Raw genomic sequence first — 24,117 nt, forward strand, 5'->3', positions numbered from 1 at the left:
TGCAAAGGCTAAAAATAACTCTTTCAAAAATGATACAAAAAAAGCCCTGAATGCTTACACTTTCAGGGCTTTATTATAAGACTTCAGCAGTTAGCCTGCGGGCTGGCCGAAAGCACAAACGTCGGAAGTCTTGAGGAATGATTAATTGATTCCAAATCCTCTTCCCGGACCGCCGCCACCAGGTCTGTTTTGTCTAAAACGTTTCATCATGCTCTCCATTTTAGTTTTATATTCTTCAGGCGTAATCAGTTTTGCTTTTTTAGGCGCAGTAACATCTTTAGCACTTACATTTCTATATTCAATACTTTTGGCAATTGTGCTGTTTCCCCGTCCCTCAATAGCCAATACAATACCTTCTGTCCACATATTTGGATTTGGAGAAAAATCGAAACCTAAATCGTTGGTATACCAGATTTTGGTTTCTTCCACCACATTTTTATCCATATCTAAAATTTTAATCGCCCTGGTCGATCTTACAATGGCCTGGTGACAGGTAAAACCTAAAATCTGTTTGGTTGAGTCTGTTTTAACTACGTCAATTTTTGGTGCCTGGGCAGGTTGTGCTTTTGTACTGTCTTTAGAATTGCCACCTCCCATTCTGAACGAAGAAATGGGGCCGGAAGTAGAAAGGGTTAACTTACCTGGCATATAATAAGTGGTATCGTTCAGGTCGAATACTTCTGTTAAGCTTTTATCAGCAAAGGTGTAATAATATTCGCGGTTGCCACCTGCACCACCAAAACGCATCATCATCCTGCCCATTCCTCCTCCGCCGCCGCCTGCACCGTTACTATCTTCAGTATCTTCAACCGGCATATAACTGGCGTTGGTTGCCGTAAATAATAACTCAAAATTGGTTTTGCTCGATGAAGGCATTCTGGCTTTCATCTGATCGGTTAACTGAATACCACTGGCTGAAGCCATGGCGGCAGGGTCTACCGTGTTTTCGAATTGTATAGCGCCTGAAGTTTTTTTCTTTTGGGCATTTGCCAAAGATACAATTGATAAAAATCCAAGTAAAGCGACGGTTATTTTTTTCATTATGATTTTGTTTTGTGAGTTGGATACAAAAGCCTTAAAAAGGTTTAACAAAGATATTTTAGATTGTAACGTAATCTTGTTAAATTGTGTTAAAATCAATACCTGGATTGGCTAAGCAAGCTGTTTTAAGACAGATGTAATTTAATTTTTACATTTTTTTGGAAAGCAATTGCAGTGGTTCTTTGGTTGCGATAGTCCTGCCCTCTGCTTAATCCCAATTAAATACACCTCATTATGTTAAAATTGATCTTTAAATCGGGATAACGCTGACGGTCAGGTTTATTTAACCTAAAACAGTGATTCTTTGCCAAAAAACTTAACGAATGACGGCCTGTGAGGACACAGACAATGGAAACAAAATCAATACCTGGATTGGCTAAGCAAGCTGTTTTAAGACAGACGTAATTTAATTTTTACATTTTTTTGGAAAGCAATTGCAGTGGTTCTTCGGTTGCGATAGTCCTGCCCTCTGCTTAATCCCGATTAAATACACCTCATTATTTTAAAATTGATCTTTAAATCGGGATAACGCTGACGGTCAGGTTTAGTTAACCTATAACAGTGGTTCTTTGCCAAAAACTTAACGAATGATGGCCTGTGAGAACACAGACCATGGAAACAAAAATCAATACCTGGATTGGCTAAGTAAGCTGTTTTTAGACAGATGTAATTTAATTTTTACATTTTTTTGGAAAGCAATTGTAGTGGTTCTTCGGTTGCGATAGTCCTGCCCTCTGCTTAATCCCGATTAAATACACCTCATTATTTTAAAATTGATCTTTAAATCGGGATAACGCCGACGGTCAGGTTTATTTAACCTAAAACAGTGATTCTTTGCCAAAAAACTTGACGAATGACGGCCTGTGAGGACACAGACCATGGAGACAATAAAACCTTCGGGGTTAAGTTAATATTCGGTACTCTCCAGCCAGCCGTTACACAATACATCGGCAATGTGCATGGTTTTGATTGGATGATTATTTTTATCGATATAGCCTTGCAAGTGTAACAGACAAGATAAATCAGTAGAAATGATATAATCAGCACCTTGCGCCAGGGCATGATTTACTTTCTGCTCGGCCATGGCCGATGAAATGGCATCGAATTTAACGGCAAATGTCCCACCAAAACCACAGCACATATCGTTATCCTCCATTTCAATCATTTCCAAACCATGAACTTTAGACAAGAGCTGACGGGGCTCATCCTTGATTTTACATTCGCGCAAAGCACTGCACGAATCATGATACACCGCTTTACCTTCCAGCTCTGCACCGAAATAATCTTTTTTAGCCACATTCACCAGAAAATCGGACAACTCCCATATGTTTGATTGCAAACTACGGCATTTGTTATGTACAATGGTATTGGTAAAAAGATCATTAAATCCACCTTTTACCATTCCTACACATGACGCTGATGGTGCTACAACATAAGTATTTTCGGTAAAATCATTCAGAAACTTCGTGCCCACTTCTTTAGCTTCATCCCAATACCCAGCATTGTAAGCCGGTTGGCCACAACAGGTTTGTTTTGAATTGTAGCTTACCTCGCATCCCGATTTTTCTAATAACCTTAAAGTATTAAAAGCCGTTTCAGGATAAAGTTGATCTACAAAACAAGGCACAAATAATTCTACTTTCATCATATTCTTTACGACTGCAAACTTACAATTTTGCTGGTTCTTTGCGTTCGATTTTCCTTAAGATTACCAAAAAGATTAATCCTACCATAAAAAATGATGCCAAAGCAATAATGGAATAGCGAATATTTCCCGTTAAATCTTCAATATATGCAAAACTAAAAAGGCCGATTACAATGGCCAGTTTTTCGGTTACGTCGTAAAAACTAAAAAATGAAGTGGTATCTTTTGTATCAACTGGAAGGTACTTAGAATAGGTGGAACGTGATAAAGACTGAATTCCGCCCATAATAAGCCCTACAATTGCCGCCAGTGAATAAAATTGATATTCGTTTGTAATGTAGTAACCATAAACACAGCAGCCTATCCATAACAAAACAACCATAATCAGCACGTTTATATTCCCAGTTTTTTTTGCGAGAAACGACATCAGCATGGCTCCGGGAATGGCGACCAATTGAATAATCAATATCACGGCAATAAGTTTAGCAGTGCCTAATTTCAAAGTCTTTTCTGCGAAGCCAGCAGCAGCAAGCATGATGGTTTGTACGCCCATGGAGTAGAAAAAGTAAGAAACTAAAAATCCTTTTAATACTTTCATTTCTTTTACCTGCGTCCAAACTTTTGATAGTTCGCTAAAGCCGTCTTTAAAAATATTGGTTTTTACCTTGTCATGTTGTGGCGTTCCATCGTGAAGTACCGAAAAAGGAATCTGTGAAAAACCGATCCACCATAGCCCAACCAATAAAAATGATAACCTTGGCGGGAAAGAAGCATCAGCAATGCCAAACCATTCAGGCTTTAACACAAATAAAAAACAGATGAGCTGAAGGATCACTGAACCGATATATCCATATGAAAAACCCTGCGCACTTACACGGTCCTGATGTTCTTCGCTTGCTATTTCTGGCAGATACGAGTTGCTGAACAATACACCGCCAATATAACCCATTGCTGCCAAAGCAAACAAAATGATGCTCATTTCAAGGGTATCTAATTTAAAAAAGTATAAACCGATACATGCCGCCCCGCCCATATAGGTAAAGAATTTCATGAACGATTTTTTATTGCCTCTTCTATCTGCTATTGAGGAGAGTATGGGCAAAACAAAAGCCATCACCAGATACGCAAACGATAAGGCATAATTAGAAAGTGAGGTGTTTACAAAGGTTCTCCCAAAAAAATCTACTTTATCACCATGTTCTTTAGTGGTGGTGATAATGGTATAATACGCTGGGAAAATGGTAGAAGTGATGACGAGGTTATAGGCAGAGTTTGCCCAATCGAAAAATGCCCACGAACGGATGGTTTTCTTGTTGTTTTTTGTTATCATTTGTTTTTTCGCTTCGCGGAAGGTTATACTGGCTGTTTGATTGCAAGCATTAAATAGTTCATTACAAAACTAATATTTTATTGCTAACTTGAGCGGCATTTTTCTCACATCTCACATCTCACATCTCACATCTCACATCTCACATCTCACATCTCACATCTCAAGATAATACTTCTTCCCATCTGTTTTAATCTTACCGGCATCTAATAATTCTCTAATGGTATCAATTCTTTCCCCTTCAGTACCATTTTTAATATGGGTAACCAAATCATCGAGACTCAAAGGCTGTTGCTGAAGTAAAGAAATAATTTCATAATCTATTTCTTCACGTAGCGAATGATGGTTTTCGTCTCTTTTTTCAGCCAGGCAAACGTCGCAAACGCCACACTTTGTAGCATGGTGCTCATCAAAGTAATGAAGCAACTGTATGCTTCGGCACAAATTAGACGAAGCATAGCTTACCACGGCATTGATCTGTTTGTGTAGAATTTCCTTTCTCAGCTCCAGGTATTTTACATCCAGATCAAAATGATCCATATCTACCCTTGGTCTAATATATTGTAACTGTGGCTGATCTGTTTGCTGGATATAGGTAAGCAACTCAATTGTTTGTAATTTATCCAGCAGCGCGATAATGTCTTTATAAGACAAGCCTGTTCTCTTGGCTAAATCTGCCTCGTTAATTTTAACAAAACCGTCAAAAGCACCTCCATAAGAGCGCAAAATGGTCTTGATAATGCCATCATAAGCTTTATTTTCGATCTGAAAACGATAAATATCCTCATGACTGGCGATAAACATTATTCTTGAAGGTAAAAATACACTTTCTGAAAAAGTAAGATAGCCATCATGCTCGAGAAACTTAAGCGCAGAAATTGTTTTTAAAACACTAACATTAAATCGTTTACAAAAATCAGCGATATCAAAAGCAAAGGTCAAGCCCTCACCGGCGCCAAATGCCAATTGAAAATAATTGCCCAGGTAATGATAGGTTTTTCTGATTTCATCCGGAGAAGGAAAACTGTCTAAATATCGCGATTCTAAGCTCATGATATCGGATTGATTGGCCAATAAAACCGCATAACTTCTTTTTTCATCGCGCCCTGCCCTGCCAGCCTCCTGGTAGTAGGCTTCTAAACTTTCAGGTAAATCCAAATGCACTACAAAACGAACATCAGCCTTATCTATACCCATCCCAAAAGCATTGGTAGCCACCATAACCCGGGTTTTGTTATTCTTCCATTCTTCCTGCTTTAAAAAGCGTACATCACGTTCTAAGCCGGCATGATAAAAATCGGCTTTAATCCCATTTCGGTTAATAAAATTTGACACTTCTGCAGTTTCACGGCGGTTGCGAACATACACTAGACCAGTGCCCTTAACATTTTTGCAAATATCAATGAGCTTTTTATATTTATCTTCATTACCGAAAACCACATAACTTAAATTATCCCTGGCAAAACTTTTTACAAAAACCTGCGGGTCTTTCATTTCAAGTTTCGCAACAATATCTTTACGCACAAATTCGGTAGCTGTTGCAGTAAGCGCTAAAACCGGGATATTTGGCAAGATTTCGCGCAGTTTGGATAATTGTAGGTATGGTGGACGAAAATCATAACCCCATTGCGAAATACAATGTGCCTCATCTACCGCTATCAGGTTCACATTCATATAGGAAATACGAACCTGCACTAAATCAGACAATAAACGCTCGGGAGATAAATAAAGAAACTTAATTTTTCCGTAAATACAGTTATCTAGCAAGATGTCGATTTCGCGTTTACCCATGCCGGCATAAATGGCAATGGCTTCGATACCTTTCGATTTTAGGTTCTCCACCTGATCTTTCATCAAAGCAATCAACGGAGAAACCACAATGCAGATTCCTTCTTTTACAAGTGCAGGTACCTGAAAACAGATTGATTTACCACCACCTGTTGGTAAGAGCGCTAAAGTATCTTTGCCATCTAAAACCGAAGCAATAATCTCTTCCTGTAAAGGTCTGAAAGCCTGGTGCCCCCAGTATTTTTGTAAAATCTCTATTGCTGTCATAAATCGGCGATATCAAAACTATACATTTAATCCAAAATCGCCACCTATTATTGTTGGAAATTGAAAAAATCATCTATAGAAAAGATTATTAACTTTGCTAAATAAGAAGGATTAAATGTTAGACACGCAGTTTGAAGATATTGTCAGCTTAATTAAAAATGCTAGGGCAGCGGCATTGAAAACTGTTAACTATACATTAATAAATTTATACTGGAATATAGGTGAGTATATACACAACAAAGTTAAAAATGCCGAATGGGGACAATCTGTTGTAAGACAGTTAGCAGCATTTTTATCAAAGAATGAACCCGATTTAAAGGGCTTCTCTGATAAAAATCTTTGGCGAATGAAACAGTTTTATGAAAGTTATAAAGATTACCCAAAACTCTCAACGCTGCTGAGAGAAATTAGCTGGACTCACAACCTGATCATTCTTTCCAGGTTAAGATCAATTGAGGAAAAAGAATTCTATTTAAAACTTTGTCTAAAAGAAAAATATAGTAAAAGAGAGCTTGAAAGGCAGATATCTGCTAGTCATTACGAGAGATCTATAATGGGAAATACAAAACTCTCACCAGTGGTGAGAGTTTTACAAAACGAGATTGAAACTATATTCAAAGATACGTATGTATTTGAATTCCTTAATCTTTCCGAACCTCACAGCGAAAACGATCTACAGAAAAATTTAGTTTTAGAAATGAGAGATTTCATTCTTGAACTCGGAAAAGACTTTTTGTTTATTAGTGAAGAATATAAAATACAGGTTGGCAATAGCGATTTTTATATTGATTTACTTTTTTATCACCGGGGTTTACAATGCTTAGTCGCCTTTGAATTAAAGGTAGATAAATTTAAGCCTGAACATTTAGGTCAGTTAAATTTCTATCTAGAAGCCTTAGATAGAGATGTTAAAAAGCCGAATGAAAATCCAAGTATTGGTATTCTTCTCTGTAAAGATAAAGATAACGAGGTGGTAGAATATGCATTGAGCCGAAGTCTCTCCCCTACTTTGGTATCCGAATATAAAACACAACTACCCGATAAGAAAATACTTCAAAAAAAAATACACGAATTGTTCAAATAACCATCCAATCCTCATAATGAAACACCTTTATTTTCTATCTGCTCTTTCCTTATTATTTTTCAGTGCTCATGCCCAGGAAAAAAAATGGGATGTTGAAAAATACCAGGGCACCACGAAAAACTTTACCTTAAATACAGATGAAGGCACCTGGATGAACCTGGATGTAAGTGCCGACGGACAGGAGATCGCTTTTGATTTACTGGGCGATATTTACGTAATGCCAATTACAGGTGGTGTTGCCAAATTAATTAGTGGTGGTATTGCCTGGGATGTTCAGCCACGCTTTAGCCCTAACGGAAAATACATTTCTTACACCAGCGATAAAAGTGGTGGAGATAACATCTGGATCATGAACCGGGATGGTTCTGGTAAAAAACAAATTACCAAAGAAAGCTTTAGGTTATTGAACAATGCCACCTGGATGCCAAATAGTGAGTATATTATTGCGCGTAAGCATTTTACAGCAAGCCGTTCGCTAGGCGCAGGCGAAATGTGGATGTATAGCATAAATGGTGGTGATGGCCTGCAGTTAACTAAACGAAAAAATGATCAGCAAGATGCAGGCGAGCCAAATGTTTCGCCAGATGGCCGTTATGTTTACTTTAGTGAAGATGTGAGTCCGGGACCTAATTTCGAATACAGTAAAGACCCTAACGGAACCATTTATGCCATTCGTCAACTAGATTTAACAACAGGTAAATTAAATACGTTGATTGATGAACAGGGCGGTGCTTGTCGCCCGCAGGTTTCTCCTGACGGAAATTTAATGGCTTTTGTAAAACGCGTAAGGTTAAAGTCTACCTTATATGTGCAGAACCTTAAAACAGGAGAAGAGTGGCCAATAAATGAAGATTTATCGCATGATCAGCAGGAAACATGGGCCATTTTTGGGGTTTATCCTAATTTCGCCTGGACGCCGGATAGTAAAAGCATCATTTTCTATGCGAAAGGAAAAATCAGAAAAATAGAAATTGGTACGTTGATCAACACCATCATACCCTTTCAGGCCAATACCATCCAAACCGTACAAAAATCCTTACATTTTGAGCAGCAGGTTTTCAGTAATGAATTTTCTTCAAAAATGTTAAGGCAGTTAACTACCTCGCCCGATGGAAAAATAGTTATTTTTAATGCAGCAGGATACTTGTACAAACAGGAATTGCCAGTAGGAAAACCAGAAAGGTTAACCAACGGACTGGATTTTGAATTTGAACCTGCCTTTAGTCCCGATGGAAAATACGTTGTTTACACTACCTGGAACGATGAATTGCGTGGAGCAATCAAACGTACAGATGTAAAATCGGGAAAAACTATTATGCTAACCGATGAAAAAGGGTTTTATTATTCGCCACAATATTCTACTAAAGGAGATAAAATTGTTTTCAGAAAAGGAAGTGGAAACGATGTTTTAGGCTATAACTTTGGCAGGGGTACGGGTATTTTTATCATGCCTGCCAGTGGGGGCGCTAAAACTTTGATTTCGGATAATGGCATCCGCCCTCAGTTTAATAATACTGATACCCGCATTTATTTCCAGAGTTATGCTGATGGTAAAAAAGCACTGAAAAGCATCGACCTGAACGGGGCAAACGAAAAAACTCATTTTACTTCTCAATATGCGAATCAGTTTGTGATTAGTCCAGATAATAAGTGGCTGGCATTTAATGAATTATTTAACGTTTACATCACACCGATGATCAATATCGGAACAGCACAGGATGCATCTGCGGGAAACAACGCTATTCCGGTTACAAAAGTAACTACTGATGGCGGAACATATATTCAATGGAGCGCGGATAGCAAAAGTCTGCACTGGACCTTAGGCCCAAAATATTATACCATCGATGTAAATAGTGCCTTTAATTTTGATGGAACTACGCCTAAAACCGAAGCTTCGGCGGTAGACATTAACTTAACATTAAAATCTGACGTCCCTACCGGAACAGTTGCATTAAAAGGTGCGAGGATTATTTCAATGAAAGGCGATGAAGTGATTGAAAACGGGACCATCATTACCGATGGAAATAAAATTATGGCAATAGGTAAAACAGATGCAGTAAGCATTCCGGCCAATGCCAAAGTAATTGATGTTAATGGTAAAACGATTATGCCGGGCATAGTTGATGTCCATGCCCACCTCCGTACTAGTCCGGATGGAATAACGCCACAGAGCGATTGGAGTTATATGGCTAACCTGGCTTTTGGTGTAACCACTTCACACGATCCATCGAGCAATACCGAAATGGTTTTTAGCCAAAGTGAAATGCTCAAGGCAGGCAGAATGGTTGGCCCAAGGGTTTATTCTACAGGATCTATTTTATATGGTGCAGATGGCGATTTTAAAGTGGTGATTAACAGTTTGGATGATGCATTGGCTAACCTACGCCGTTTAAAGGCGGTAGGTGCATTTTCAGTTAAATCATACAATCAACCACGCAGAGAGCAGCGTCAACAGATTTTAGAGGCAGCCCGTCAGCTTAAAATGGAAGTTGTACCTGAAGGTGGTTCCACATTTTTTACCAACATGAACATGGTTGCAGATGGGCACACCGGCATTGAACATAGTATTCCAGTTTTGCCAGTGTATAAAGATGTGACTTCCCTTTGGAACAATACAGAAGTAGGCTATACCCCTACTTTAATTGTGGCTTATGGTGGCCAATGGGGCGAAAATTATTGGTATGACAGGACCAATGTTTGGGAAAACGAAAAATTAATGACTTACACACCCCGTTCAATTATTGATGCACGCGCAAGACGCAGAACCACTTCTGAGTACAGTGATTACAACCACATTGAGGTTGCGAAAGCCACCAGGCAAATTGCTGATGGCGGTACTAAGGTTAACCTTGGTGCGCATGGGCAGATTCAGGGTTTGGGAGCGCATTGGGAGCTTTGGATGTTGGTTCAAGGTGGCTTTAGTCCGCTGCAGGCCATAAGAGCTGCAACTTTAAATGGTGCAGATTATTTGGGTATGAATAAAGAAATCGGTTCATTAGAAGTGGGTAAACTGGCTGATATGGTTGTTATGGACGCTAATCCTTTAGATGACATCCGCAACTCTGAAAAAATCAAATATGTAATGATCAATGGCCGCCTTTATGATAGTGCCACCTTAAATGAAGTAGGAACCAGGGAAAAGTTAAGGGGTAAATTGTGGTTTGAGAATGCGAAAGGAAATGGCTACATTATTCCAAATGGAGAATCTGAAACCTGGACGTTTACGGTTCCGCATTGTGATTAATAAAAAAAAATGTCACAGTGCCTAAGCATCTAAGGAATATAAGATACATATCAGATTAAATGATCGCTTTTTGATTATCTAGTCAAATAATAAACGAATGAATCGTTATCTGCATGAGATATTATATTACGTTAATAAATCTTTTTTAACACATGAAGCCGAACAAGCTCTACACTATAGCATCCATTATATTCTTACTCTTAAGTATAGCGGTTTTCTCTTACAGCGGGTATTATATCTTGGGTATCCAGACCGTAAACTTGTTTTTAGCACTGATCGCCATGGCCTATATCACTGCTTTTATAGCAGTGATGAAAGACCGGAAATCCGTTATATCCTGGTTATTACTGATCGTAAATTCGATTATACTCATTTGTATTATCTATTTTCTCACGCATTTTAAAATGAAGATGTAATAATCTGTGCTTTAATTTATGATTTGTGCTTACAGTCCTTTCTAAACTTATTTACAAGCGGGCGTCACCCTGAATTCATTTCAGGGTCTAATAACTGGAAAGATGCTGAAATAAATTCAGCATGACGATCGAGTTAGGCAAAGCAAATAAAAAAAAGCAATATAGCGCAGGGACAATAGAACATAAGGTTGCGCTTGTTTGGAAAGAGCCTAAGCAAATTATAGCACCAACAACCCGTATTCTCTTAAGGTCTTGATCGGTTTCGAATACCAGAAAAGTTCAAAATTTTCCAATTCTGATTCAAAATCGGTTTTAATTTCTTGAAAAGTATATACCTTTTCATTAGAGATCGAAATTTTACCTAAAATGGCCGTTAACCATTCGCCTTCTTTTTTATTCGTCTGAACGGTAAACGTCTCCTTTTTATCATGAAAAGTAATTGCGGCCATTTCCCAGGTATTTCCTTTTTTCGATTTTGTAAAATATGCTGAGGATGGCTTCCCTCCTATCCATACTACTTTCGCAGTTGGTTTAGTACTAAACTGAGCGCCGTCATTTAATGCTTTTTCAATAAAGTCAGCAGGAATTTTTGTTCTTGGAATCTTAAAATCGAACCAATCTTGCAGGTCGTAATCAAAGCAGATCCCATGCATAAAATTGAAAAGTGATTTTTTTAAACCAAAACTGAATTTATGATGATCAATCCCGGTTTTATCAGTATAATTAATGTCGTTATTGGCAAAAGATCCGATGACCTCCGTATCTTTAACTACGCCGAATTTTTCGGGGTACATCCCCACCGGGCTATGCGCTGTCATGGCAAACTGGTGCCAAAAGCCAGATTGTAATATGCCTACTTCAAATAACTGTCGCACCATTTCTAAGCTATCCACCGTTTCTTGTATGGTTTGCGTAGGATAGCCATACATTAAATACGCATGTACCATAATTCCCGCATCAGTAAAGTTACGGGTAACTTTGGCCACTTGTTCTACCGTTACACCTTTATCAATCAGTTTTAACAATCGATCAGAAGCGACTTCCAGTCCGCCTGAAACTGCAATACAACCAGATGCCTTTAATAACAAACACAAATCCTGTGTAAAACTTTTCTCAAACCTGATATTAGTCCACCAGGTAACCGCTAATTTTCTTCTGATAATTTCAAGCGCCACTTCGCGCATTAGTGCTGGTGGGGCCGCCTCATCTACAAAATGAAACCCATTTTGACCTGTTTTGGCATATAAATCTTCAATGCGGTCAACAATTAACCTGGCTGCAACAGGTTCATAAACTTTAATGTAATCCAGTGAAATATCGCAAAAGGTACACTTACCCCAATAACAACCATGTGCCATGGTCAGTTTGTTCCAACGTCCATCACTCCACATGCGGTGCATTGGGTTAACAATTTCAATTACCGAAATGTATTTATCTAACAGTAGGCCGGTATAATCCGGTGTACCTACATCCGCTTGTTTATAATCATTTCGGAAAGCATCATTGCGGTAAACTACTTTACCATTTTCAAGCAGAAAAGTTCGTTTATAAAAGTGTGCCTCTGCCGGGATAGGGTGTATGATATTATGATATAACAATTCGATCGGAAGCTCACCGTCATCCAGCGTGATGAAATCAAAAAATTCAAAAACACGCGCATCAGATAAAGATCTTAATTCGGTATTGGGAAAACCGCCACCCATAGAAACTTTGATTTCAGGATAGTTCGCCTTTATCCATTGTGCACAGCGAAAAGAACTATATAAATTGCCCGGAAATGGAACAGAAATTAAAAATAATTTAGGTTGAATCGTTTCAATTTTATCTTTTAAAACTGAGATTAAGATCCGATCGATATAAGTTGGTTCTTTTGATAAGGCTGTATATAACTCATCAAAAGAATTTGCGCTTCTGCCCAAACGTTCAGCATAACGGCTAAAGCCAAAATTTTCATCAATACGTTCAACAATATAATCAGATAGGTCTTCGAGATAAAGCGTGGCCAAATGTTTGGCTTTATCCTGTGTACCCATGGCACCAAAAGCCCAATCTAATTCTTCTAATTGCGAAAAACGTGAAGCCTGGGGCAAAAAAATATCGCTACAGATCTGTAAAGCCAAGGTCGGATTTTTGCCTTGTAGAAAAGCGATTACCGCGTTGATGGTTTTTAGATATTCATCCTGTAAAGCAAAAATACGTTTGGCATTGTCACTTATGGGTTTTTGATCTCCTGCAACCTGTTCAGTATAATGGAATAAATCTTGTAATCCTTTTTTAGAAAACAACTCTAAAATCACCTCAATGCCCAAATCAGCCTGAGTAGCGGTTATACCTTTGGTATTCAGAAAACCCTTTATATACGCCGTTGCCGGATATGGAGTATTCAGTTGGGTAAAAGGCGGCGTAATGGCAAATATTTCGGTTTTCAAAAGAAATTGTTTTTCTGCAAAAATACGGGAATTTTTATACAGTCGTCACCCTGATCCGATAGAAATCGGATTTATTTCAGGGTCTATTTTTTAAAAAAAGAGGCCAACCAAGAAGTGGAGTGACCCCAAAAAGTTAGAAGTTAATGAAATAATTCAGCATGACGAGTTGCTGATATGATTCAATTAAACTAAAATATCAATCCAGACGTTCTATCCTTATATCAATACCTTTTCTGCCTGAATGAAAGTTTTTTGTTTTTACATCATAATGCTCTGTGCGCAATTTAGCTTTGCACAAAAAACATTTGTCTTCCCTAAAATTAAAACACAAGGTTCTTCTGTTGAACAGCTTACCCCACCAGACTGGACCATTATAAACCGGGTATATGGCGATTTAAATAACGATGCTTCAGATGACTTGGCAGTGGTTTTTGAGTATAATAAGCCAATCGATGAAACAAGAGTATATGGCGATAATAATACCGATATTATAAAAGAAACGCAGAAACCCAGGATCCTGGCCATCTTTTTTAAAGATAAATTAACAGGTGCTTTAAAATTATCTACGCAGAATAATGATTTTATTTTACGTTCTGAAGAAGGAGGTAAACTGGGCGATCCGCTGCAGCAGATGGCGATCAAAGATCAACAGCTTTATCTCCGCTTTAAAGGCGGATCAGAGTGGCGCTGGGAATTGGGTTATACCTTTAAATTTGAAAACAAAGATTGGTTTTTAACGAGCGCCATCAATCTTTACTTTAATCAAAATACCGGCGATATGACTGAAAGGGTTTATGATTTTAAAACCCGTGAATTATTTACCACTGTTGGTAATCTGCACCGAAGGGATATTGCTAACCGAAGAACAAGTGAAGTATTATATTTTTCGCAGCTCAGAACCTTTAAAACCTTTAAAAAGCCATGGGCATGGGAAATTATGCCGAATGTTTATTTGTAGCGGACCAAACCTATCAGGTTTTTGAAACTTGATAGGTTTAATAATCATTAAATATTCTGTGCAATTACAAAACCACTGGCCCAGGCCCATTGAAAATTATAACCTCCAAGCCAGCCCGTTACGTCTAAACATTCGCCACCAAAAAACAGGTTCGGAATCTTTTTACATTCCAAAGTTTTAGAAGATATTTCGCTGGTATCGATTCCGCCCCGCATTACTTCGGCTTTATCATAACCTTTATCGCCCGCAGGTTTAACTTTAAAATGGTGGATCGTTTGTTCAATTAAGTAAATGTCTGCATTTGTAAGCGCGGCAACCGGTTTATTTAGCGGTAAAAATTTGCCCAATGCATCAGTAAATTTCTTAGTATAAATCCGGTTTAATAATGTAGACAACAAAGTTTTGCCATTCGTTTTTCTTTCTACATCCAGTAACGAGACGATACTTTGATGTGGTAGCAAATTTAAATTAACCGTCTCACCTTTTCTCCAAAAGGACGAAATCTGCAAAATAGCCGGACCGCTCAATCCCCAATGGGTAAACAGAATATTTTCTTCAAACGAAATTTCGTCGTTACTTACTTCGCAAAAAACGCTGTTGCCCGAAAGCTGTGCAAACCACTCTTCATCTTTTCCGGTAATGGTTAGCGGAACCAAGGCAGGTGCTGTTTCAATAATTTTAAGATTGTGTTTGCTGGCAAAACGTAAAGCAAAATCGGTAGCACCCATTTTTGGAATAGGTAATCCTCCTGTTGTAATTACCAGTTTTTCGGCAGTTAAAACAACGGTTTTGCCGTTTTTCTCATAACTTACTGTAAAGCCTCCAGGCAATATTTCAATATCCTTTACATCGGCACTACATCGGATTTCCTGTCCAAAATCTTCACAAATAGAAGTGAAAACCTGCACCACATCTTTTGCATTTTTATCATCAGGAAATAATTGCCCTAAAGTTTTTTCTTTGCCTTCAATACCATAGGTTTCGAAAAAACTAATGGTATCGTCTACCGTCCATTGAGTAAAAGCTGACTTCACAAAATGCGGGTTGGCCGATATAAATTGCTCAGCTGATGCATGTTGGTTGGTGTAGTTACAACGACCTCCCCCTGAAATTAAAATTTTGGCGCCAGGCTTTTCCTTTTTCTCCAGCAAAATTACTTTCTTGCCTAAATAGCCTGCTTGCACCGCACACATCAATCCGCAGGCACCTGCCCCAATAATTATTGCATCAGCATTCATCAATAAAATTTATTATGGTTACTTTTGCACAAAAGTAGCATTATTTTCAAGGGCATGGCAAAACAGATTAGCGAATTAAAATTAGGTATTTTAGGCGGCGGACAATTGGGCAGAATGCTCATTCAACAAGCTATTAACTACAATGTAACTACATTGGTTTTAGACCCGGATCCTGATGCTCCCTGTAAACATATTTCCAATTACTTCGAAAACGGCTCAATTACCGATTTTGATACCGTTTACAACTTCGGGAAGAAAGCTGATATCATCACGATAGAAATTGAAAAGGTAAATATTGAGGCACTTGAGCAGCTCGAGAAAGAAGGCAAAAAAGTATTTCCACAGTCGAGGGTAATCCGTTTAATTCAGGATAAAGGTGTACAAAAACAGTTTTTTAAAGAAAATGATATTCCCACCTCTCCTTTCCAGATTGTAAATACAAAGGAAGATATGGAAAACTGCAATATCCCTTTTCCATATATTTTAAAGCTGCGTAAGGATGGTTATGATGGCAAAGGAGTAATGAAAATCAATAGTGCTGCCGATCTGGACAAAGCTTTCGACGCACCCTGCATTGTTGAAAAACTGGTCGATTTTGAAAAAGAAGTGGCTGTAATTGTGGCACGCAATGCCAATGGCGATGTAAAAACTTTCCCAATGGTAGAAATGGAATTTAATCCGGAAGCTAATTTAGTTGAGTTTCTGATTTCGCCCTCAACTTTTGCTGAAAGTTTGCAACAAAAAGCAGAAAACATCGCCAAGAACATCGCTTCCGCAATGAATATTACCGGAATTTTAGCGGTGGAGATGTTTGTTTGCAGAGATGGCGAGTTATTGGTTAATGAGGTAGCTCCCCGTCCGCACAATAGCGGTCACCAGACGATTGAGGGCAACTATGTTTCTCAATTCGAACAACATTTACGCTCCATTTATAACCTGCCACTTGGCAATACGGGCAGCATAACCAATGCCATTATGATCAACCTGCTTGGAGAAAAAGGTTTTGACGGTGTTGCCAAATACGAAAATCTGGAAAAAGTACTTAGCATTGATGGCATTTATGTTCATTTATATGGCAAAAAGTACACTAAACCTTTTCGTAAAATGGGCCATGTAACCATTGTTGATATCGACAGGGAAAAAGCCATTGAAAAAGCACGGTTTGTGCAAAAAACATTAAAGGTAATTGCCTAAGCCCCCCTAGCCCCCTGAACGGGGAATTAATAGCAGGGTGGTAATACAAAAAAGCTTAAAGGACAAATAAATATAAGATTAAACGACATATATGAACGTTGGAAATTCAAAGTCCCCTTCAGGGGATTTAGGGGCATTAGTTGGAATTATAATGGGGAGCAAATCAGATTTACCTGTGATGCAAGATGCCGCCGATGTATTAAAAGAATTTGGAATAAACTATGAGATTACGGTTGTTTCTGCACACAGAACACCAGAACGTATGTTTAATTACGCTAAAGAAGCACACAAACGTGGCTTAAAGGTGATTATTGCAGGAGCTGGTGGTGCTGCTCATTTACCTGGAATGGTGGCTTCTATTACTACTTTACCCGTAATCGGTGTTCCGGTTAAATCATCAAACTCCATAGATGGTTGGGATAGTATTTTATCTATTCTACAAATGCCAAATGGTATTCCGGTTGCAACAGTAGCCTTAAACGCGGCTAAAAATGCAGGCTTATTAGCTGCGCAAATTTTAGCAACGGCTGATGAATCTTTAACAGTTAAAATGCAGGCTTATAAAGATGAACTGAGAAGAAAAGTTGAAGAAAGTGCTGATAGTATTTAGTTTGGAGTCGCAAGTTGGGCGTTTGGAGCAATAGTATTAACTCAAAACTCTAAACACCCAACTCCACACTAGTTAAGACTTGGATCTACCGGAAAATTACTGATATGTGCATACTTTGGGCCTAAATTCATAATTACATCGCGCCAAAGTTTGTCATCATCGTTACTAAAAATAAGGTCCGCATTAAAAATATCACTTACCATCCAGGCATTTTGTTCCAATTCGCGGTCCAACTGCCCCTGATCCCAGCCCGAATAACCCATAAAAAATTTTACTTCATCCGCTCGTATCGCATTGGTATTGATCAGGATCTTAAGGGTTTCGAAATTTCCGCCCCAGTATAAACCATCGCCAATGGGTTCGCCACTTTGTAGCTTGTCATAACACCTGTGTATAAAATGTAAAGTATCGGCAGCAACTGGACCGCCGAAATAGATGTAATTTTTGGCATCCCACAAATCGGGTATTACATCGTTCAATACCAGGTTTCCTACCTGGTTAAGAATATAACCTACAGTTCCTTCATCACCATGTTCGGTTAATAATACAACAGCTCTCTTAAAATTAGGATCGGCCATAAAAGGTTCTGAGATGAGCAAACGGCCGGTTTTTGGTTTTATATTGTTCAGCATGATGATAATCATTTGTTACACCGTAAAAGATGCCTATTTTTGTTAAATGCAAGTTACAAATGAATTTCTACAAAACCTGCGCCAAGATTACAAAAGCGCTTCGCTAGACGAATCTGACGTGGATCAAGATCCAATTGTCCAGTTTCAAAAGTGGTTTCAACACGCGGTTGATGCCCAGATATATGAACCTAATGTAATGACTTTGGCCACAGCCGATAAAGCTGGCCGTCCAGATGCCCGCATTGTCTTATTAAAAGGTGTTGATGGAGATGGATTTAGGTTTTTTACTAATTACCTGAGTGCAAAAGGGAAAGAACTAAAACGCAACCCTTATGCAGCTTTGGTATTCTTCTGGCCTGAATTGGAAAGACAGGTAAGAATTGAAGGAACTGTAGAAAAATTAGATAAAGAAACTTCGGAAGCTTATTTCAATACCAGACCAATTGCCAGCCAGATTGGCGCTGTAGTTTCGCCGCAAAGCCAGATTATTCCGAACAGAACATTTTTGGAAGAAAAAGTTGAAGAACTTAAGGCTAAAAGTGCCGACAAAGGTGTTGCTAAACCAGCGCATTGGGGCGGTTATATTGTTAAACCAACAAGAATAGAATTTTGGCAAGGCAGAAGAAGCCGGTTGCACGATAGGATAAACTTTGAACTGATAAAAGGAAACTGGACAAAAACCAGGTTGGCACCATAAGGTGATTTATAAAAATCAAATAGATCAGCTTACAGCAAGATCTTTATTAACTAATCGTTTATTCGTAAATTCTCTTTTTCTAATCTTTAAAGGATGAAACAAATCGCAGTTATAGGATCTGGCACCATGGGAAATGGCATTGCTCATACCTTTGCACAATTTAGTTATAAGGTTAACCTGATTGATATCAATCAAGCCGCATTGGATAAAGCCATACAAACCATTACCAAAAATTTGGATAGACAGGTTGCCAAAGGTACCTTAACAGAAGAGCAGAAAGCTGCCTCCTTAAATAATATTACTACCTATACTTCCATAAAAGACGGTGTTCAAAATGCCGATTTAATTGTGGAAGCTGCTACGGAGAATGTAGACTTAAAGCTAAAGATTTTTAAGGATTTAGATGAATATGCGCCTGCACATGCAATTCTGGCCTCCAATACTTCTTCTATTTCCATTACACAAATTGCTGCTGTAACCGGCAGAGGTGAACAAGTGATCGGCATGCACTTTATGAATCCGGTTCCGGTGATGAAGTTAGTAGAAGTAATAAGAGGTTATGCCACCAGTGACGAAACGACCAGTACCATTATGTCACTTTCTCAAAGTTTGGAGAAAGTTCCTGTTGAGGTAAATGATTATCCGGGTTTCGTGGCTAACCGTATTTTAATGCCTATGATCAACGAGGCCATTTATACTTTATATGAAGGTGTTGCCGGTGTGCATGAAATTGATACCGTAATGAAACTCGGAATGGCGCACCCTATGGGGCCTTTGCAATTGGCCGATTTTATTGGATTGGATGTTTGTCTGGCTATACTGAAAGTATTACATGATGGTTTTGGCAATCCTAAATATGCGCCTTGTCCACTACTAGTTAATATGGTGGCCGCAGGTAAAAAAGGTGCTAAAACGGGTGAAGGTTTTTATCAATACACTTCAGGATCAAAAGATCTTATTGTTTCTGATAAATTTAAGAAATCCTAATTTTTTTAGCATTTAATTTTATATTTGCGGTTATGAATGAACACCTGGATCCTGAAGCAAGCAACCTGACCCCTACCGATCGCGATATTGAAAGGGTTTTAAGGCCGCAGGCTTTTGAAGATTTTACCGGACAGGAAAAAGTGATGGAAAACCTGAAGATTTTTGTTCAGGCGGCAAAACTTCGTGGTGAAGCGTTAGACCATGTTCTATTACATGGTCCTCCGGGATTAGGTAAAACCACGCTTTCTCATATCATCGCCAATGAAATGGCAACTGGTATCAAAGTAACCTCTGGTCCGGTATTGGATAAACCAGGGGATCTGGCTGGTTTATTAACCGGCCTGGATGAAGGCGATATTCTTTTTATTGATGAGATCCACCGTTTATCTCCGCTTGTAGAAGAATATCTGTATTCGGCCATGGAAGATTTCAAAATTGATATCATGCTCGAAACTGGCCCGAATGCACGTTCCGTACAGATATCGCTTAATCCTTTTACATTGGTTGGCGCCACTACGCGTTCCGGATTGTTAACAGCTCCTTTAAGAGCCCGTTTCGGAATTAATGCACGTTTAGCTTACTATGATGCTAAACTGCTCACTACCATTGTACTCCGATCTTCAGATATATTAAAAACGCCAATCAGCGATGAAGGTGCTTATGAAATTGCCCGCCGTAGCCGTGGTACACCCCGTATAGCCAATGCTCTTTTACGCAGAACGAGAGATTTTGCACAGATTAAAGGAAATGGAACGATCGACACCGAAATCGCCAGATATGCATTAAACGCTTTAAACGTAGACGAACATGGGCTGGACGAGATGGATAATAAGATTCTGGTTACGATCATAGATAAGTTTAAAGGTGGTCCGGTAGGTTTAAAAACCATTGCAACAGCTGTTGGAGAAGATGAAGGCACGATTGAAGAAGTATATGAACCATTTTTAATTCAGGAAGGTTATATTATGCGTACTTCCCGCGGACGGGAAGTTACCGAAGCTGCTTACAAGCACTTAAAGAAAAATTTCCCTGGCCAAACGGGAAAGTTGTTTTAACAGTCTTGCGCTTCTCCAGCTCGGTCGTCATTTCGACCGGATTGCAGCGGAATGCCGGCCTGTGCGGACAGCCCGTACAGGCGGGGAGAAATCTATTGAACTGAACTCAAAGATCTCTCCACTGCGGTCGAGATGACGACCATACCAGACGAACATACTAAAAATTAAACGTCATTCCCGCGCAGGCGGGAATCTTAATGCAAGCGCTTTAAGATTCCCATCCTATAGCCATCGGATCAAGTTGGGAATGACGATTGCTTGAGGAATATTATCTAATAAAATTTCTGTCACTCATATTGATTTTTATAAAATAAATTATCCCTCAGAGTGACGCCACTTTGAAAAATATATAATCCATTTGAACATTTAAGCCCTTTTGGTGTTCATAACATAGAAATCAAACATTAATTATGAATATTGAATTACGTAAACTAACGCTCGAAGATTACGCAGATCTTAAAGAATCAATGTTACAGGCCTACGACAGTATGGGTGGTTCCATCTGGCCAAAATCCAGCATCGCAAAACTTATAAATATTTTCCCTGAAGGGCAGCTTTGTATTGCTGTTGATGATAAAGTAGTAGCCTGTTCATTGGCTATTATTGTGGAATATGATGAATACGGCGACCGGCATACTTATAAATTGATCACTGGTGATTATTCTTTTACCACACACGATCCCAATGGCGATACACTTTACGGCATCGAAATTTTTGTTCACCCCGAATATCGTGGTTTGCGCTTAGGACGAAGACTGTACGAAGCCAGGAAAGAACTCTGCGAAAGCCTTAACCTCAAAAGCATTATTGCCGGCGGACGAATTCCCGGTTATCATCAATATGCCGAAAAGTTGAGTCCGAGGCAATACATAGATAAGGTAAAGGCTAAAGAAATTTATGATCCCACACTTACTTTTCAGATCTCAAATGATTTTCACGTTAGGAAGGTATTAAAAAATTACCTGCCAGGCGATAAAGAATCAAAAGAATATGCCACCTTAATTGAATGGAATAACATTTATTACCAGGGTATTGATGCTTCGGCTCGTTCGGCCATGACCATCCGTTTAGGTTTGGTGCAATGGGAAATGCGTTTGTTCCCAAATATGGAAGCATTTTACGAACAGGTAGAATTTTTTGTAGATGCTTTGAGTGGTTACAAATCAGATTTCGTGATGTTCCCTGAGTTATTTAACACACCGCTGCTCCAACCATATAATCACTTGCCAGAAATTGAGGCCATGCGTAAGCTTGCTGAAAAAACGGGAGAGATTGTACAGAAAATGCACGAATATTCGTTAAGCTACAACACCAATATTATTACTGGTAGTATGCCGCTCATTGAAGACGGCAAATTATACAATGCCACTTACCTTTGCCACCGTACCGGTAAAATAGATGAATACAGGAAAATTCATATTACGCCAAATGAGCAAAAATATTATGGCATGATTGGTGGCGATAAAGTGCAGGTTTTTGATACCGATTGTGGTAAAGTCGGTATTTTGATTTGTTATGATGTAGAATTCCCTGAATTGAGCCGTATTTATGCCGAGCAAGGCATGCAGATTTTATTTGTACCCTTTTTAACCGATACCCAAAACGGTTATACACGAGTTCGTCATTGCGCGCAGGCAAGGGCAATAGAAAACGAGTGTTATGTGGCCATTGCCGGCTGTGTGGGCAACTTACCGAAGGTAAATAATATGGATATTCAATTTGCCCAGTCAGCAGTTTTTACCCCTTCTGATTTTGCTTTTCCAACTAATGCCATTAAAGCAGAAGCGACACCGAATACAGAGATGGTATTGGTGGTAGATGTGGATCTCCATTTATTAGACGAACTGCATCATTATGGAACGGTAAAGGTGCTAAAAGATAGACGCAAAGATCTTTACCAGGTTAAACTTTTAAAATAAGCACTATAAAAAAATGCCGGTCAACTTCATGTACCGGCATTTCATTTTAATCTAAAGCTAATTATTTTCTCATCACAAACCAGATAATCAGGCCAACAATTATAGCTATTGGGATCACCCATTTCAACGCCTGCCCTGCTCCATTCTCGTCTTTTTCTGTAACCGCAGGTTTTGCTGGTCCCGGATCTTCTTTATGATTTTCATAATCTTTTTCTATCGGTTTCGGAGCTGCTCCTGATTCCGTATGTTGTGGATCTATATTTTCCATAGCAATTTGCTAAAAGCTCTCCCTTTCTAGTTGTTACACCAATCAGGCGAACCATAATTAATTAATTTAGTTTCTGCATGTAGAACAAGCGATTAATAAAAATGTTTTAAATCCTAAGCCTTATCTTTGCAAATCGGTGTATAACAATCATGTAAAATATAGCCAGCTAATTAAAGAAGAAGCCTTCCGTTTGGGCTTCTTGTCCTGCGGTATTGCTAAAGCCGAATTTCTTGAAGAGGAGGCGCCCCGTCTGGAAAACTGGCTCAATCAAAACCGACACGGTGAAATGAAATATATGGAAAATTATTTCGATAAACGCCTTGATCCCCGATTACTGGTTGATGGAGCCAAATCGGTAATTTCCTTATCATTAAACTATTACACAGAAGAAAAACAGTCGGATCCAAACGCGCCTAAAATTTCCAAGTATGCTTACGGACAGGATTACCACACGGTAATTAAAGAAAAATTAAAAGAACTCACCCATTTTATTGAAGAAAATATCGGAGAAGTTTCTGGAAGGGCATTTGTAGATTCTGCTCCGGTTTTAGACCGTGCCTGGGCTAAAAAATCGGGAATTGGTTGGATCGGAAAAAATTCCAACCTGATTAGCAAAACGGACGGTTCGTTTTTCTTTCTTGCGGAATTGATCGTTGACCTTGAACTGGATTACGATCATCCTTATCAGGCCGATTATTGTGGAAGCTGCACCCGCTGCTTAGATGCCTGCCCTACTGATGCCATTATTGCACCACAGGTTGTAGACGGATCGAAATGTATCTCCTATCTTACTATTGAACTTAAAAATGAAATCCCTAATGCGTTTAAAGATAAAATGAGCAACTGGATGTTCGGCTGTGATATCTGCCAGGACGTTTGCCCATGGAATCGTTTCGCTAAAACGCACAATGAAGATGCCTTTAAGCCAGAGAATGGGTTGCTGGACTTAAATGCAAAAGACCTGATGGAAATTACGGATGATGTTTTTAAAAAGGTTTTTAAAGGATCAGCAGTTAAGCGCACCAAGTTCACTGGATTGAAAAGAAATATAGATTTTTTGAAAAGTGAATAATCTAAAAGCTATTCTAAAGATCTTAAAACAAATCAGAATGGAAGTCTCCATAAAACACTTAGTATACCTAAGTTTGATTTGACAATATCTGCTGAGCTGTTTTACAAACAATTTTATTTTCCGATCGTCACCTTGATCCGATAGCTAGCTATCGGATTTATTTCAGGGTCTATTTGCAGTTAAGATGCTGAAATAAATTCAGCATGACGACCCTAGCAGTATAAAAGATAACATATTTAAAAATAA

The 24,117-nt window shown here is 38.8% G+C and carries 19 protein-coding genes; 11 read left to right on the plus strand and 8 right to left on the minus strand.

Annotated elements, in window-relative coordinates:
* Nucleotides 1-141 precede the first annotated feature (141 nt).
* From BLR60_RS02915 to BLR60_RS02930, 4 genes are all read right to left on the minus strand, one after another.
* Nucleotides 142-1,041 (minus strand): hypothetical protein, encoded by a 900-nt coding sequence (locus BLR60_RS02915; protein ID WP_090496547.1) that lies wholly within the window; start codon nt 1,039-1,041, stop codon nt 142-144.
* A gap of 907 nt (nt 1,042-1,948) precedes the next feature.
* Complete coding sequence (locus tag BLR60_RS02920) at nt 1,949-2,686, minus strand: (Fe-S)-binding protein (RefSeq protein ID WP_090496549.1); 738 nt, start codon at nt 2,684-2,686, stop codon at nt 1,949-1,951.
* A 22-nt stretch (nt 2,687-2,708) separates the two neighbouring features.
* Nucleotides 2,709-4,016, minus strand: coding sequence for an MFS transporter (locus BLR60_RS02925; protein ID WP_090496551.1), 1,308 nt, complete (start codon nt 4,014-4,016; stop codon nt 2,709-2,711).
* A gap of 153 nt (nt 4,017-4,169) precedes the next feature.
* Nucleotides 4,170-6,068: a RecQ family ATP-dependent DNA helicase gene (locus BLR60_RS02930; protein ID WP_090496553.1), complete on the minus strand. Its 1,899-nt coding sequence runs from the start codon at nt 6,066-6,068 to the stop codon at nt 4,170-4,172.
* Nucleotides 6,069-6,183: 115 nt separating this feature from the next.
* Here BLR60_RS02930 and BLR60_RS02935 point away from each other — a divergent pair, with 115 nt between their 5' ends.
* The 3 genes from BLR60_RS02935 to BLR60_RS24630 all read left to right on the plus strand — a co-directional run bounded on the left by BLR60_RS02935 (nt 6,184) and on the right by BLR60_RS24630 (nt 10,812).
* The gene (locus BLR60_RS02935; RefSeq protein ID WP_090496554.1) at nt 6,184-7,152 is read left to right on the plus strand and encodes a PDDEXK nuclease domain-containing protein; all 969 of its coding nucleotides are present in this window, start codon (nt 6,184-6,186) and stop codon (nt 7,150-7,152) included.
* A gap of 16 nt (nt 7,153-7,168) precedes the next feature.
* Nucleotides 7,169-10,396 carry an amidohydrolase family protein gene (locus BLR60_RS02940; RefSeq protein WP_244155573.1) on the plus strand — a complete coding sequence of 1,076 codons (3,228 nt, stop codon included), beginning with the start codon at nt 7,169-7,171 and terminating at the stop codon, nt 10,394-10,396.
* A gap of 152 nt (nt 10,397-10,548) precedes the next feature.
* On the plus strand, nt 10,549-10,812 hold the full coding sequence (locus BLR60_RS24630) for a hypothetical protein (protein ID WP_143009013.1): 264 nt from the start codon (nt 10,549-10,551) through the stop codon (nt 10,810-10,812).
* A gap of 218 nt (nt 10,813-11,030) precedes the next feature.
* Here the strand turns inward: BLR60_RS24630 and BLR60_RS02945 are convergent, their stop codons facing one another.
* On the minus strand, nt 11,031-13,241 hold the full coding sequence (locus BLR60_RS02945; RefSeq protein ID WP_090496556.1) for a B12-binding domain-containing radical SAM protein: 2,211 nt from the start codon (nt 13,239-13,241) through the stop codon (nt 11,031-11,033).
* Between the two features lie 241 nt (nt 13,242-13,482).
* On the opposite strand from BLR60_RS02945, the gene BLR60_RS02950 reads away from it, so the two are divergent.
* Nucleotides 13,483-14,199 (plus strand): hypothetical protein, encoded by a 717-nt coding sequence (locus BLR60_RS02950; protein ID WP_143009014.1) that lies wholly within the window; start codon nt 13,483-13,485, stop codon nt 14,197-14,199.
* 47 nt (nt 14,200-14,246) lie between these two features.
* Here the strand turns inward: BLR60_RS02950 and BLR60_RS02955 are convergent, their stop codons facing one another.
* Nucleotides 14,247-15,437: a BaiN/RdsA family NAD(P)/FAD-dependent oxidoreductase gene (locus BLR60_RS02955; RefSeq protein WP_090496560.1), complete on the minus strand. Its 1,191-nt coding sequence runs from the start codon at nt 15,435-15,437 to the stop codon at nt 14,247-14,249.
* Nucleotides 15,438-15,491: 54 nt separating this feature from the next.
* On the opposite strand from BLR60_RS02955, the gene BLR60_RS02960 reads away from it, so the two are divergent.
* Nucleotides 15,492-16,631, plus strand: a complete 1,140-nt coding sequence (locus BLR60_RS02960) for a 5-(carboxyamino)imidazole ribonucleotide synthase (protein ID WP_090496561.1) — start codon at nt 15,492-15,494, stop codon at nt 16,629-16,631.
* A 91-nt stretch (nt 16,632-16,722) separates the two neighbouring features.
* Nucleotides 16,723-17,241: a 5-(carboxyamino)imidazole ribonucleotide mutase gene (purE, locus tag BLR60_RS02965; protein WP_090496563.1), complete on the plus strand. Its 519-nt coding sequence runs from the start codon at nt 16,723-16,725 to the stop codon at nt 17,239-17,241.
* 68 nt (nt 17,242-17,309) lie between these two features.
* Here the strand turns inward: purE and BLR60_RS02970 are convergent, their stop codons facing one another.
* Nucleotides 17,310-17,873: a YqgE/AlgH family protein gene (locus BLR60_RS02970; protein WP_090496724.1), complete on the minus strand. Its 564-nt coding sequence runs from the start codon at nt 17,871-17,873 to the stop codon at nt 17,310-17,312.
* Nucleotides 17,874-17,919: 46 nt separating this feature from the next.
* On the opposite strand from BLR60_RS02970, the gene pdxH reads away from it, so the two are divergent.
* The 4 genes from pdxH (at nt 17,920) to BLR60_RS02990 (ending at nt 22,531) form a co-directional block, all read left to right on the plus strand.
* Complete coding sequence (gene pdxH / locus BLR60_RS02975) at nt 17,920-18,570, plus strand: pyridoxamine 5'-phosphate oxidase (RefSeq protein WP_090496564.1); 651 nt, start codon at nt 17,920-17,922, stop codon at nt 18,568-18,570.
* 93 nt (nt 18,571-18,663) lie between these two features.
* Complete coding sequence (locus tag BLR60_RS02980) at nt 18,664-19,557, plus strand: 3-hydroxybutyryl-CoA dehydrogenase (RefSeq protein ID WP_090496566.1); 894 nt, start codon at nt 18,664-18,666, stop codon at nt 19,555-19,557.
* Between the two features lie 32 nt (nt 19,558-19,589).
* Nucleotides 19,590-20,612 carry a Holliday junction branch migration DNA helicase RuvB gene (gene ruvB, locus BLR60_RS02985; RefSeq protein WP_090496568.1) on the plus strand — a complete coding sequence of 341 codons (1,023 nt, stop codon included), beginning with the start codon at nt 19,590-19,592 and terminating at the stop codon, nt 20,610-20,612.
* A gap of 410 nt (nt 20,613-21,022) precedes the next feature.
* Nucleotides 21,023-22,531, plus strand: coding sequence for a bifunctional GNAT family N-acetyltransferase/carbon-nitrogen hydrolase family protein (locus tag BLR60_RS02990; RefSeq protein ID WP_090496570.1), 1,509 nt, complete (start codon nt 21,023-21,025; stop codon nt 22,529-22,531).
* A gap of 61 nt (nt 22,532-22,592) precedes the next feature.
* Here the strand turns inward: BLR60_RS02990 and BLR60_RS02995 are convergent, their stop codons facing one another.
* Nucleotides 22,593-22,799 (minus strand): hypothetical protein, encoded by a 207-nt coding sequence (locus BLR60_RS02995; protein WP_090496572.1) that lies wholly within the window; start codon nt 22,797-22,799, stop codon nt 22,593-22,595.
* Between the two features lie 136 nt (nt 22,800-22,935).
* On the opposite strand from BLR60_RS02995, the gene queG reads away from it, so the two are divergent.
* On the plus strand, nt 22,936-23,871 hold the full coding sequence (queG, locus tag BLR60_RS03000; RefSeq protein ID WP_090496574.1) for a tRNA epoxyqueuosine(34) reductase QueG: 936 nt from the start codon (nt 22,936-22,938) through the stop codon (nt 23,869-23,871).
* Nucleotides 23,872-24,117: the final 246 nt, after the last annotated feature.

Source organism: Pedobacter terrae, assembly GCF_900100705.1.
Taxonomy (GTDB): domain Bacteria; phylum Bacteroidota; class Bacteroidia; order Sphingobacteriales; family Sphingobacteriaceae; genus Pedobacter; species Pedobacter terrae.

Excerpts from the sequence above, each read along its gene's own strand:
- BLR60_RS02940 (WP_244155573.1), top strand. The coding sequence starts at position 7,169 with ATGAAACACCTTTATTTTCTATCTGCTCTTTCCTTATTATTTTTCAGT.
- pdxH (WP_090496564.1), top strand. The coding sequence starts at position 17,920 with ATGCAAGTTACAAATGAATTTCTACAAAACCTGCGCCAAGATTACAAA.
- BLR60_RS02920 (WP_090496549.1), bottom strand. The coding sequence starts at position 2,686 with ATGAAAGTAGAATTATTTGTGCCTTGTTTTGTAGATCAACTTTATCCT.
- BLR60_RS02925 (WP_090496551.1), bottom strand. The coding sequence starts at position 4,016 with ATGATAACAAAAAACAACAAGAAAACCATCCGTTCGTGGGCATTTTTC.
- purE (WP_090496563.1), top strand. The coding sequence starts at position 16,723 with ATGAACGTTGGAAATTCAAAGTCCCCTTCAGGGGATTTAGGGGCATTA.
- BLR60_RS02930 (WP_090496553.1), bottom strand. The coding sequence starts at position 6,068 with ATGACAGCAATAGAGATTTTACAAAAATACTGGGGGCACCAGGCTTTC.
- ruvB (WP_090496568.1), top strand. The coding sequence starts at position 19,590 with ATGAATGAACACCTGGATCCTGAAGCAAGCAACCTGACCCCTACCGAT.
- BLR60_RS02990 (WP_090496570.1), top strand. The coding sequence starts at position 21,023 with ATGAATATTGAATTACGTAAACTAACGCTCGAAGATTACGCAGATCTT.
- BLR60_RS02980 (WP_090496566.1), top strand. The coding sequence starts at position 18,664 with ATGAAACAAATCGCAGTTATAGGATCTGGCACCATGGGAAATGGCATT.
- BLR60_RS02970 (WP_090496724.1), bottom strand. The coding sequence starts at position 17,873 with ATGCTGAACAATATAAAACCAAAAACCGGCCGTTTGCTCATCTCAGAA.
- BLR60_RS02935 (WP_090496554.1), top strand. The coding sequence starts at position 6,184 with ATGTTAGACACGCAGTTTGAAGATATTGTCAGCTTAATTAAAAATGCT.
- BLR60_RS02955 (WP_090496560.1), bottom strand. The coding sequence starts at position 15,437 with ATGAATGCTGATGCAATAATTATTGGGGCAGGTGCCTGCGGATTGATG.
- BLR60_RS02950 (WP_143009014.1), top strand. The coding sequence starts at position 13,483 with ATGAAAGTTTTTTGTTTTTACATCATAATGCTCTGTGCGCAATTTAGC.
- BLR60_RS02915 (WP_090496547.1), bottom strand. The coding sequence starts at position 1,041 with ATGAAAAAAATAACCGTCGCTTTACTTGGATTTTTATCAATTGTATCT.
- BLR60_RS24630 (WP_143009013.1), top strand. The coding sequence starts at position 10,549 with ATGAAGCCGAACAAGCTCTACACTATAGCATCCATTATATTCTTACTC.
- BLR60_RS02995 (WP_090496572.1), bottom strand. The coding sequence starts at position 22,799 with ATGGAAAATATAGATCCACAACATACGGAATCAGGAGCAGCTCCGAAA.
- BLR60_RS02960 (WP_090496561.1), top strand. The coding sequence starts at position 15,492 with ATGGCAAAACAGATTAGCGAATTAAAATTAGGTATTTTAGGCGGCGGA.